Genomic DNA, 12,187 nt, shown 5'->3' with positions numbered 1-12,187 from the left:
GAATCAGCCCTCCAGTTCGTAGCGGTAGTCTTCAATGACCGTGTTGGCCAACAGCTTTTCGCACATCTCAATGATGCGCTTTTCAGCACTCTCGCGGTCTGTTGTATCCAGATTCAATTCCATATACTTACCAATTCTGACGCTGTCCACTTCTCCAAAACCCATAGAATGCAGTGCGCCTTGCACCGCAACCCCCTGCGGGTCCAAAACGCTTTGCTTAATCGTGACATAGACTGTTGCTTTCATCATGTTCCTTCAGTTCCTCCTCCGAATGAGTGAATCCTATTGGTTGAATTATGATTACTATTTACTGTGCCGTCAGACGCCGCCAAATATCCGTATATCTTGCAGTTGTTTCTTCTACGACCTCAGCAGGCAACGGATCGGGCTTGCTATTCTTGTCCCAACCGGATGATGCCAAATAGCTTCGTACCGGCTCCTTGTCCATGCTGTCAATCTCAACATCCAGCTCATACTTTTCCTGCGCCCAAAAACGGGATGAATCTGGAGTGAAAATTTCGTCAATCAAAATCACCTTACCGTTAACAAGACCAAACTCAAACTTGCAATCGGCTAAAATAATCCCCCGCTTCTCACAGAAAGCACGTGCAAATTCGTACAACGCCAGGCTTTTTTCTTCAAGCTCGCCTGTCAATTCAACCCCGACCAGCTCTTTCATCTGATGGAGAGAAATGTCCTCGTCGTGTCCAACATCATTTTTTGCAGCCGGTGTAAATAAAGGCTTGGGAAAGCGCTCATTTTTACGCAGTCCCTCTGGCAATGGAATGCCGTTCACCTCACCGTTCTGCTCATACTGACGCCAGCCGCCTCCGGTAATATATCCGCGCACCACACACTCAATGTCGATGCGTTCAGCCTTCAGCGTGACCATGATACGGTCCTTCAGCAACTCTTTATTCTGTTCGTCGATCACATGCCCGAGCTTGTTCACATCGGTGTGCACGACATGGTTTTCCAACAAGTCTTTCGTCTGCTCAAACCAGAAAGCGCTGAGCTTATTCAGCACGTTCCCCTTTTCGGGCACGGGCGGCTCTAACACATAATCAAAAGCCGAAATTCGGTCCGTCACGACAATCAGAAAATGCTCTCCGAGATCATACAGTTCACGCACCTTGCCTTTGTACAAGAGCGGCGCATGGATCAGACCTTCGGCAGTAGACAATGACATTTCATTACACCTCTTTCAAAAGAGTATTACCCCTCCTAAATCAACCTTGCCCCTCCTAAATCCTCCCCTCAGGGAGGACCCCCAGGGCTGCTGCCCTCGGGACTCCCGCAAGGGTTGGCTAGTGAGCAGGGGATGACGGGTTACTGGAGCTACGGTGGAGTGAGCGCGTTCCGCTGGATGAAGGCTTGTTGGCACAAGCCCTCATCCAGCAACGCTTTTACGTTAGTACAGATCGACGTTTTTACGTATTAACAATGTATTAACGCTTCCGACTCTAAGCGACAAGTTTTATGCCGCTTACAGCTCGACCGTGGTTCAGCGTCTACATACCGCCAAACCATTCTGCCCGTGGCCGTAGCTCGGCATGCCGTGCAGCGAGCATTGGGCTTCGCCTGTTGTGCGCATATGCTACGCATGCGCACGGATACGGTGGCTCAAGGCTTCGCTTCTTGAGCCTGCGCGTGCTCGTGAGGGCCGCGGGCTGTTTGCTACGCAAATTCGGCAGCCCTCACGAGCACGTTGCTTTGCGATAGAAAAGCAGTGGAACACGCTTTTCTATCGTTCTTCGGGGTGGTGCGGCATCTTATGTGCCGCACCACCCCTAGTTCTGCTCCCTCATGAAGGTTGGTGCTGGAAGCAGCGGAGCGGACGGAATCGTTCTGGAGAAGCGTTAGCGCTTGCCTTTGCCTCTGGATTCCAACCAATATCTGGTCTTATACAATCACAGGAATCCAGGGGCAACAGCAATCGGAAGAATGATCCGTTCGCGCAGCGGCCTCACCACGCACCAACATTCCCTCCTACTCCCCTAATCCCAGCTTTTTGAAGATCGTATCCACGTTCTTCAGATGCCAGGCTGGGTTGAACGCGTCCTCGATTTCGTCTGCGCTGAGCACGGCAGTAATTTCCGGGGTCGCCTCGACGATTTCGCGGAATTGGCGTTGCTCTTCCCACGCCTGCATAGCACGCGGCTGCACAGTATCGTAAGCTTTTTCACGACTAAAGCCTTTGTCGATCAGCTTGGTCATAATACGACCGGAGAACGGTACGCCGTACGTACGGGCCATATTGCGCTTCATATTTTCAGGGAAGACCGTCAGATTTTTTACGATATTACCAAAACGGTTCAGCATGTAGTTCAACAGCATCGTTGCATCCGGCAGAATGATGCGTTCTACGGAAGAATGCGAAATGTCGCGTTCATGCCACAGGGTTACGTTCTCATACGCCGATACCATATGCCCACGAATCACGCGTGCCAGACCGGAGATGTTTTCACTTCCGATCGGATTGCGTTTATGCGGCATCGCGGAAGATCCTTTTTGACCCTTGGCAAAGGCTTCTTCCACCTCGCGGAACTCACTCTTTTGCAGAGCACGGACTTCTGTAGCAAATTTGTCCAACGATGTGGCGATCAACGCCAATGTTGCCATGTATTCGGCATGACGGTCGCGCTGTAGCGTCTGTGTAGAAATCGGTGCAGGCTTGGTGCCCAGCTTGCGGCATACAAATTCTTCTACAGCCGGGTCAATGTTGGCATATGTTCCCACTGCACCGGACATTTTACCGTATTGTACTTGGTCAGCAGCAAAACGAAAGCGTTCCAGATTGCGCTTCATTTCCTCGTACCACAATCCCATCTTCAGTCCAAACGTTGTTGGCTCAGCATGTACTCCGTGTGTTCGCCCCATCATCGGTGTATGCTTGTAAGCCAATGCCTTTTCCTTCAAAATTTCAATAAAATTCAAGATATCACGTTCCAGAATTTCATTTGCCTGCTTTAACAGGTAGCCCAGTGCCGTATCAACTACGTCTGTGGAGGTCAAACCATAATGTACCCATTTGCGCTCGTCTCCAAGACTTTCGGACACCGTGCGGGTAAAAGCAATGACATCATGTCTTGTCTCCTGCTCAATTTCATAGATCCGTTCAATATCAAAACTTGCATTCTTACGCAGAGCCACAGTATCCTCTTTGGGAATAACTCCTAATTCCGCCCAAGCTTCACAGGCACACAGCTCTACTTCCAGCCACGCTTTAAATTTATTTTCTTCCGTCCAAATCGCTCTCATTTCCGGTCTGCTATAGCGTTCGATCATGACTATTTATTCCCCCAAATATTGGTTTGTTCAATCCATTCCAGCGCTTGTTCCGCATCCTGGCACAATAGATTAATATGTCCCATCTTTCGGCCTGGCTTGGCTTCACTTTTTCCATACAAATGCAGCTTGGGTACAACATCCAATCTTTCAGCTTCAACATCCGATTGCGCAAACCGCCGAACCACGTCCTCCAAATGCTCACCTAACACATTGACCATCACGACGGAAGTCAGCAGCTTCGTGCTGCCCAAGGGTAAACCGCAAATCGCACGTATGTGCTGCTCGAATTGCGACGTCGCGCATCCCTCCATCGTGTAATGGCCGGAGTTATGCGGTCGTGGTGCCAACTCATTAACGTACAATTGTCCATCTTCGGTGACAAACATCTCCACAGCGAGCAGTCCCACCGCACCCAGCGAATCTGCCACAGCCAGCGCTAACTTTCGCGCTTCCTCCTGGACAGGTTCTGGCACACGCGCAGGCACAATTGACGTGTGCAAAATATTGTTCACGTGAATGTTTTCGGCAGGTGGAAAGGCTTTGGCTTCACCGTTCGTGCTGCGAGCTACAATCACCGAGATTTCGCAGCGAAAACGGATGAACTGTTCCAATACCAGTTCTGCACCGCCTCCTGCCAGTTGTTCGTAGGCAGCCGTGGCTTCCTCCGGTTGGCGAATGACCACTTGTCCCTTGCCATCATAACCACCGACTGCTGTCTTGAGCACACACGGTACACCCAGTTCAGCTACCGCTTGAACCATATCCGCAAGACTGCTGATTTCACGATACGGAGCGACAGGGACACCAGCAGCTTCAATAGAACGCTTCTCTCTCAGACGATGCTGGGTTGTGTACAAAAGACTGCTGCCTTGCGGAACGCTGGATTCCTGTTCCAAAAGTGCAGCCACACCCGCGTCCACATTTTCAAACTCATACGTGATCACATCGCATCGCTCAGCCAGCTCTCTGGCTGCATGCTCATCATCATAGGCAGCGCGGATTTGTTCTGACACCTGTCCACATGGGCTATCCGGTGTAGGGTCCAGTGTCACAAAGCGATATCCTAGATTGGTTCCCGCCAGTACAAGCATTCTTCCTAATTGCCCGCCTCCCAAAAGTCCAATCGTTGTACCAGGAGGTCGGATACGGCCTGTGGGTTCACCTGCCCCATTCATAGCGAGTCACTGCCTTCCAGCACCTCATCACGGATACGGTCGCGTCTCGCCAAAACCCGTTGGCTTATCTTTTCGTCAAAAGCGCCTAATATTTGTGCTGCCAGCAGCCCTGCATTCGTAGCACCTGCCTTACCGATTGCCACAGTGGCAACCGGAATACCACCCGGCATCTGCACAATGGAGAGCAGGGAGTCCAGACCGTTCAGAGCCTTCGACTGAACAGGCACACCAATGACCGGCAAGGATGTCTTCGCAGCCACCATCCCTGGCAAATGCGCAGCCCCACCCGCTCCAGCAATAATGACCTTTAGTCCACGCCCGGCGGCCTCTTCTGCAAAACGAAACATTAAATCCGGTGTACGATGGGCTGAAACTACTTTTTTCTCATATCCGATTTCAAGCTCGTCCAGCACAGCACATGCATGCTGCATGGTGTCCCAGTCTGATGTGCTGCCCATAATGACAGCGACCTGCACTGACATGTCCTTCACTCCCTGTTTATCAATAAGCGCCAAAAATCCGGCACTCGAAAATAACGTTATTTTCAAGACACCGGACTACGAAAAAACAAACGACAGAGCCTCTTAAAGGCATGCCAAAAGCAAGCCTCTTCCACCGCATCCAATGCGGCTTCAGTCGTATGTCTCCCGTAGTCCGGAAATTTAAGGTTTCCAGGTAGAAACTTCCAGGCCATATCCCCGGCATTATACGAGTTAGCATTGTGCCTATTCCATACCCAACGATATTCTTTACAAGTATGATCATGGTCAGTTTCGGCTCAAACATGTGTACCTTATTAAATTGTACCTAAAGTTCATTTTTTATCGACAATACACTTCCTAGTTTAACAATTCCCTACACCTTATGTCAACTTGAAAACGAACATTATAATAACCATACAATAGAATGTTCGTGTTTAACAAAATCAACACCCTTATATACCCATAGGTCAGGACTATTGTATTACATTTAGCTATCTCTCACCTATCCTGATAACAGCGAGTGCACCGCATTTCACTGACAAAAATAAAAGTCGGCACTCCCTATACAGGCAGTAAACCGACTTTTACTTTTTTATTCAGTTATTTTACGACCAGCACAGGAATACGCGCATGCTGCACCACATTGTGGCTTACGCTACCCAATACGAATTCACGGATACCACCTAAACCGCGGCTACCGATCACAATCACATCGAAGTCATTCTCATTAGCATAATCCAAAATGACTTCGGCTGGCGAACCTTGAATGAGCTCCACCTTGGCATCTACGCCTTGCTCAGCAAGCCGCTTTTTAACTTCATCCGTAGTTTGTTCGGCCAAATCGTAATATTCTTTATTCACCGAAGCTGGAATTGGAGCCAAACCTTCGCCCATAAAAATCCGTGGAAAATCAAATGCTGTTACCACCTCAAGCTGCGAGGACGGTGATGCCTTGACCAATTCAGTCGCCTTCAACAAAGCCTTGTTGGATGCATCCGAACCGTCATAAGCAAGCAATATTTTTGAAAATAGCATACTACGCACCTCTTCCTCATTCAGTTTGTTGATTCCAAAGCCTGAAATATGTAGTCCTGTTGTTCATGCCATGTCATCACTGGATGGCTGGAGTAGTCTTCTCACTCATCATTAAACTTCCCTATGAGAACCTAAACTCCTCCCCTTTACCGTAAAAAATACCCATACAGCAATGCGTTCATGAATAGCAACGCAGGAATACCTAGTCTGAAGCTCATATGCCGTGTTTTATGGCGTTTGCGGTACATGGCAATTAGCACGCCTAATGCTCCCCCGAACAGGGCCAGGAAAAACAACGTCCGTTCAGGTACACGATCGCGATGTTTACGTGCTCTCTTTTTATCTTCCGACATTACCAGATAGCCTACTGCATTGATAAACAGCAGCCATACCAACAAGCCTGTCTGCAATGTCTCTCCTCCTTTTGCACACCTACCAAGTTCAGGATTAGGCCTTATATAGCGCTCCTCCCTCATTATAACCCCCCCCCTTTTACAGAAACAACGCCTCCCCTGACTTGGATAGTGCTTTTGCGGAAATAGTAAGGTGGCATAAGGGCGATCCCCGAGTGCATCTATTTCGTCTTAAAGGAGGAACTGCGATGGAAAGCACCCATGAATACGTTGAAAAGCTGCGAGAAAATGCAAAAAAGGCAGAACGCAACCGTAAACGAGGAAAAGGAACTCCCAGCGCCAGCTTACCGACAAAACAGCATACCAACAATCCTTGATCAAGGAATCTGTGTTAAGCTGTATAGCCACGTTATTAACGTATAGTATCAACTTAACCTTGCAGCTTTTCCTGAGAATTGAGTACAAGGTAAACTCCGTTGTTTAGCTTCCACAATAACAGCAAGCAGACTTCTTATAAGATATCTGCTTGTTGTTTTTGCAAATATTTTTTTGAAATCGATTACATTTATAATAAACAAGTTCTAAAGTCATATTTCCTAACATAAGTGTTGACTAAAAACAATTTTACACCCTATAATTCGTGATATTAACGTAATTCGACAAATTATTTGTCAGTTAATCTATCATTAATATTTGAGGTTTAAGATTGGAGAGGAGCTTTATATGACTAACATGAAAAAAATGACGATGATTCCCCTGTTGGCTAGCTTTATTCTCGGTAGTACCTTGTGGAGTAGTGGATTTACCGCCAACGCTGCGGCAGCAGCTACAACCAGCACAACTGCACCTACTTCTGCCACTACAACGTCGGACAAATCCGAAAATCCTCAAACCAATCATTTACCCAATATTAAAATACTTGCCACGGGAGGAACCATTGCAGGATCATCTTCCGTCAATACGGATACGACCGGCTACAAAGCAGGAGCGTTAGGTGTGGAAACTCTGATCAATGCCGTTCCTGAGATGAAAAGTATTGCAAATGTCAGTGGTGAGCAAGTTGTTAATGTAGGTAGCCCCGACGTTAATAATGAAATCCTCTTAAAACTTGCCAAACGTACCAATGAACTGCTTGCCAGAGACGATGTAGACGGCATTGTCATTACACATGGCACAGATACATTAGAAGAAACCGCTTATTTCCTCAATCTTGTTATCAAAAGCGATAAGCCAGTAGTTGTCGTTGGCTCTATGCGTCCAGCTACTGCCATCAGTGCCGATGGTCCCTTCAACCTGTATAATGCAGTGAAAGTCGCCGGGGCTTCGGCCTCTAAAGGTCAGGGTGTACTCGTCCTGCTGAACGACCGTATCGGTGCAGCAAGATACATCACCAAAACGAACACAACAGCAGTCGATACGTTCAAGTCTGTAGAGCAGGGATACCTTGGAGCTGTTGTGGGTGATCAAGTGTACTACTACAACAAATCCACGCACAAGCATACGACTTCTTCTGTATTCGACATCTCTAACCTGACTCAACTGCCGCAAGTAGATATTTTATACGAGTATCAAAACAATGGTCGCTATCTATATGATGCAGCCGTAGCAGCTGGTGCCAAGGGTATTGTCGTAGCTGGTTCCGGTAATGGTTCCTTGTCCAAGACCTCCTCAGAGGGCGCAGAGGCCGCAGGTAAAAAAAGAGTGATCATTGCCCGCTCCAGCCGCGTGGGAAGTGGAGTTGTGTCCCCGTCAACAAAAGACGCGGCATCGAACTTTGTGTCGACCGATTCGCTTAATCCGCAAAAAGCACGGATTTTGCTCATGCTTGCTTTGACCCAAACACACGATGTTAACCAAATTCAATCCTTTTTTAATGAATACTAAAAGCAGTCATCCCAAATCAAATAAATAGATCATCTTTATTATGAAAAAGAAGCAGCGATTACGGTTGACCACCGTAACTGCTGCTTCTTTTTTTTGCGAGACAATTCTAGCATTAGTAACTATTTCATCTGATATCCAATCGTCTTGGTCTTAAACAGTAATTCGTTGTTCCTCCCATGTAGCATCAAGACTGCTGTTTGGGAATCCCATTCAAGCTTGGAGGATATTTCGCTTGCTTCTCTGGATGAGGAGCGATTTCTTCCTCCAGAATACTTGATTTATTTTGCTGATTATTGATTTTAAGCGACTTATGCTTGGGCATAAATACTCACCTCCTCGGATTACCATGCCAAGGAGTGATCGTTTTTATACCGACGTATACCTGCTGATTATGTTGACTACAGCACTTTTGGTCATCCGTTATTTGCCCTGCTTTTGTTCCATCGCTGCTTTTAGCAAATCACCCAAACTGGAGCCAAAAGATTCCTGCTTTTCAAATTGTCTTACTAGCTTTTGCTGTTCCCGTTTGTTTACCCGCTGCTTGTCATTATCCAACGTCTCAGTAATGCCGCAGGGCAGGCATCTTACATATAGCCCTGCCTTGCCCTCTTTCATTTCCATTTTCTTATGACACTGCGGACAACGTCGATTGGACAAACGTTTTTCCCCTGAACGACGGTAACCGCAATCCGCACTTGGACATACAAGGAACTTTCCTTTCTTCCCCTTCTTCTCCAACAGCTTTGTACCACAATCAGGACAATGACTATTCGTCACGTTGTGGGGCTTGTACTCCGCACTGCTATTTTTTACAGTGGAAACCAACTCTTTCGCCATAGCACGAATAGAATTCAAAAACGGTTCCGGTTGTCCTTGACCACGAGCAATCCGTTCCAGCTCCGCTTCCCAACGTGCCGTCAGTTCGGGCGTTCTAAGCTGTGGAGCCGCCAGTTCAATCAGTTGCTTACCTTTCCCTGTGGGATGCATCATGTTCCCCTGACGCTCAATCGTATCCGAGCTGACAAGCTTCTCAATCAGATCGGCACGGGTAGCAGGAGTACCCAGTCCATGCTTTTCCATCTGAGCGAGCAGGGCTGCTTCTGTATACCGCTTCGGCGGCATCGTTCGCCCAGCTCGTACAAGACAACGTTGTAACCGGACTGAATCTCCTTTTTGCAGCTCAGGTAAAATAACGCCTTGTCCATTGTTTTCCCGATCCTCTGCTTCTTCATCATCCATACCATAATGGTTCGCGTCATATACAGCACGCCATCCGCTATCTTTTACCGTTGTGCCTTTTACCTGAAACGTCTCCTGCTCCACCGTTACTGATACGGCTACAGCATCATAACGTGCAGGTGGATAGAATAGACTGATAAAACGTCGTGCAATCAGATCATACAGTTTACGTTCCTCTGGGCTCAACTGATTAAGCAATAATGTCTGCTCAGTAGGAATAATCGCATGATGATCCGTAACTTTACTGTCATCCACAATTCGCTTTGTGATTGGTAGGTTGTTACGCAATAGCGGACGTGCCAAGGAAGCATATGGACCTACTGCTACACTACTGAGCCTTTCCTTAAGTGTGTCCACCATATCGGATGTCAGATAACGGCTGTCCGTACGTGGATAGGTCACCAGCTTATGCTGTTCATACAGACGCTGAAGCAGATTAGACGTTTGTTTAGCCGAAAAGCCATAGCGCTGATTAGCATCTCTTTGCAGCTCCGTTAAATCATACGCTAGCGGGTGAGGCTCGTTCTTTTCGCTCTTTTTAACACTCGCAACTGTGCCTTTGGCCCCCTCAAGCCTGCGGCGCAAAGCCTCTGCTTGAGTGCGGTCAAACATGCGTGAATCCCCGCTCTCTGCCCGCCAAGTTGCCTGAAAATCGCCGAAATCCGCCGTCAAAGTATCATATTCCTGAGAACGGAATTCGGTAATTTCTTTCTCACGCTCCATAATCATCCCCAGCGTTGGCGTCTGCACTCTTCCAGCCGAAAGTTGGGCGTTATAACGACAAGTCAACGCGCGAGTTACATTGAGACCAATCATCCAGTCTGCTTCAGCTCTACAGCGAGCCGATTCATATAAACGATCAAACTGCTGACCAGGCAATAGCTTTGCAAAACCTGCCTTAATCGCCTTGTCCGTCTGCGAGGAGATCCATAAGCGCCGGAAGGGCTTTTTCCAGTTTGCCATTTGGATGATCCAGCGTGCCAACAATTCTCCTTCACGAGCAGCATCTGTTGCCACGATAAGCTCTCCAATGTCCTGCCGCTTCATGAGCTGCTGCACAGCTTTGAACTGATGGTTACTTTCGCGCAGCACCTTTAACTTTGAACTCTTCGGAAGAATAGGCAGGTCCTCCAAATTCCAGGTCGCATACTTAGAATCGTAATCCACCGGCTCTGCTAAGCCGACCAAATGTCCCAGTGCCCACGTCACCACGTACTGGGGTCCTTCTATATAACTTTTATGCTTCTCGCGGCTACCCATCACACGTGCAATCTCTCTGGCCACGGACGGTTTTTCTGCCAATACCAATACCTTCATGTTACGCTCCTTTCTCTCATAGTGTTAATTATACCATCCTGCCATCTTACGATAAATTCTAATGCCAACGGCTCTTATTAACATGATCGTACATACTATTGCTATTGCTTCTACATCGGTTAGGATAACTTACAAATCAGGCACACTCCATTTTAATAGCAGACCCGCATAGGTGAGGCCTCCCCCAAATCCATATAACAACACATGTTGTCCATACCGTAAACGTCCATCATCCAAACCACACTGCAAAGCCAACGGGATGGATGCCGCCGATGTATTACCATACAACTCTACGCTGGTCAGCGTTTTTTCCAAAGGTACTGTACTTCTTTCACATATGGACTCGATCATTCTCAAATTAGCGCTATGAGGGACAAACCAGTCAAGATCCTCCTTCTTCATATTTGCCTTATCCAATAATCGTTCGATTCCCGTTGGAACAGAGCGAACAGCCCATTTATAAACCTCACGTCCATTTTGAGCAATAAATCCATGGTCTTGCAGCTTCTCTCCATCCAAATGATCAGATAATCCCACACGGTAAAGATGTGCTCCTCCTTGCCCATAAGTACCTATATCAGAAGTTAAAAATGATCCTTCATCCTCGTCATATTCAACAAGGGCAACTCCTGCACCATCTCCAAAAAGTATACACGTCGTCCGATCCGTATAATCTGTAATTTTGGACAACGTTTCGGCTCCCACTACTAGCACCTTACGATGCAGACCACTCGTAATAAGGCCATTTGCCAAATGAAGTCCATAGGAAAAACCTGCACATGCTGCACTAATATCCATTGACCCCGTGTTCGGAATATCAAAATGAGCCTGAATACGTGAAGCCGTGCTTGGAAAGTAGTAATCAGGTGTACTAGTCGCTACAATGATCATCTCAACATCGTTTATATTTACGTCGTATAGGTTAATCATACGTGTAATAGCTTGTATACATAAATCAGATACATATTGATCTTCAGCCGCAATTCGTCTTTCACGCATACCCGTTCTTTGTACAATCCACTCGTCACTAGTGTCCACAAGCTTCTCCAAATCGGTGTTTGTCAAAATGCGTTCAGGCACATAAGTGCCAAAGGCCGTAAGCTTAGCTTTTGAATTCAACAATCTGATCACTCTCCTTTGTAATCCTTATTCACATTATAACACCAGATACTAATACCTGGTACTAAATTATTTTAAAAACGTCTTCTTATTTACTAGTTAATATCCACTTATCCAGTTGAACTTATAACAAACTCACTTTAAATAAAATCCCTCTGCCTTTTAACGCAAAAAAGAGACCATGATCTTCAGAAGATCATGGTCTCTTTTGTTTGTTGCTTGGCGACGTCCTACTCTCCCAGGACCCTGCGGTCCAAGTACCATCGGCGCTGGAGGGCTTAACGGTCGTGTT

At 47.1% G+C, this 12,187-nt stretch carries 12 protein-coding genes, 1 rRNA gene and 1 riboswitch; of the genes, 2 read left to right on the top strand and 11 right to left on the bottom strand.

The window, feature by feature from the left end; genetic code table 11:
- Positions 1-3 precede the first annotated feature (3 nt).
- The 7 genes from purS to NLX82_RS21685 all read right to left on the bottom strand — a co-directional run bounded on the left by purS (position 4) and on the right by NLX82_RS21685 (position 6,393).
- Positions 4-249, bottom strand: coding sequence for a phosphoribosylformylglycinamidine synthase subunit PurS (gene purS / locus NLX82_RS21715; protein WP_013308797.1), 246 nt, complete (start codon positions 247-249; stop codon positions 4-6).
- Between the two features lie 58 nt (positions 250-307).
- A complete protein-coding gene (locus NLX82_RS21710; RefSeq protein ID WP_025719826.1) occupies positions 308-1,189 on the bottom strand; it encodes a phosphoribosylaminoimidazolesuccinocarboxamide synthase in 882 nt (293 codons plus the stop codon).
- 800 nt (positions 1,190-1,989) lie between these two features.
- On the bottom strand, positions 1,990-3,288 hold the full coding sequence (purB, locus tag NLX82_RS21705) for an adenylosuccinate lyase (protein ID WP_013308794.1): 1,299 nt from the start codon (positions 3,286-3,288) through the stop codon (positions 1,990-1,992).
- 2 nt (positions 3,289-3,290) lie between these two features.
- Positions 3,291-4,466: a 5-(carboxyamino)imidazole ribonucleotide synthase gene (gene purK, locus NLX82_RS21700; protein ID WP_254349048.1), complete on the bottom strand. Its 1,176-nt coding sequence runs from the start codon at positions 4,464-4,466 to the stop codon at positions 3,291-3,293.
- Positions 4,463-4,948 (bottom strand): 5-(carboxyamino)imidazole ribonucleotide mutase, encoded by a 486-nt coding sequence (gene purE, locus NLX82_RS21695; protein WP_023987047.1) that lies wholly within the window; start codon positions 4,946-4,948, stop codon positions 4,463-4,465. The genes purK and purE overlap by 4 nt, the downstream gene beginning before the upstream one ends.
- Positions 4,949-5,096: 148 nt before the next feature.
- Positions 5,097-5,198: riboswitch (purine riboswitch) on the bottom strand.
- Positions 5,199-5,548: 350 nt separating this feature from the next.
- Positions 5,549-5,983, bottom strand: coding sequence for a universal stress protein (locus tag NLX82_RS21690; RefSeq protein ID WP_023987046.1), 435 nt, complete (start codon positions 5,981-5,983; stop codon positions 5,549-5,551).
- A 146-nt stretch (positions 5,984-6,129) separates the two neighbouring features.
- Complete coding sequence (locus NLX82_RS21685) at positions 6,130-6,393, bottom strand: DUF1294 domain-containing protein (protein ID WP_254349047.1); 264 nt, start codon at positions 6,391-6,393, stop codon at positions 6,130-6,132.
- Between the two features lie 191 nt (positions 6,394-6,584).
- Between NLX82_RS21685 and NLX82_RS21680 the strand changes: the two genes are divergently transcribed.
- Entirely contained in the window at positions 6,585-6,713 is a 129-nt protein-coding gene (locus NLX82_RS21680; RefSeq protein WP_023987044.1) for a DUF4023 family protein, read from the top strand.
- 346 nt (positions 6,714-7,059) lie between these two features.
- On the top strand, positions 7,060-8,220 hold the full coding sequence (locus tag NLX82_RS21675) for a type II asparaginase (RefSeq protein ID WP_254349046.1): 1,161 nt from the start codon (positions 7,060-7,062) through the stop codon (positions 8,218-8,220).
- 184 nt (positions 8,221-8,404) lie between these two features.
- Here NLX82_RS21675 and NLX82_RS21670 read toward each other — a convergent pair whose 3' ends face one another.
- The 4 genes from NLX82_RS21670 to rrf all read right to left on the bottom strand — a co-directional run.
- Positions 8,405-8,542 carry a hypothetical protein gene (locus NLX82_RS21670; protein ID WP_023987042.1) on the bottom strand — a complete coding sequence of 46 codons (138 nt, stop codon included), beginning with the start codon at positions 8,540-8,542 and terminating at the stop codon, positions 8,405-8,407.
- 98 nt (positions 8,543-8,640) lie between these two features.
- The gene (locus NLX82_RS21665; RefSeq protein WP_254349045.1) at positions 8,641-10,776 is read right to left on the bottom strand and encodes a DNA topoisomerase III; all 2,136 of its coding nucleotides are present in this window, start codon (positions 10,774-10,776) and stop codon (positions 8,641-8,643) included.
- Between the two features lie 129 nt (positions 10,777-10,905).
- Entirely contained in the window at positions 10,906-11,898 is a 993-nt protein-coding gene (locus tag NLX82_RS21660) for a ketoacyl-ACP synthase III (protein WP_075153732.1), read from the bottom strand.
- 214 nt (positions 11,899-12,112) lie between these two features.
- A 5S ribosomal RNA gene (gene rrf / locus NLX82_RS27970) occupies positions 12,113-12,187 on the bottom strand; the annotation flags it as partial.

Origin of the sequence: Paenibacillus sp. A3M_27_13, from assembly GCF_024213315.1 — a bacterium.
GTDB classification, from domain to species: domain Bacteria; phylum Bacillota; class Bacilli; order Paenibacillales; family Paenibacillaceae; genus Paenibacillus; species Paenibacillus polymyxa_B.
The sequence above is the reverse complement of the archived record's forward strand: the minus strand, read 5'-3'. Positions and strand labels throughout refer to the sequence as shown.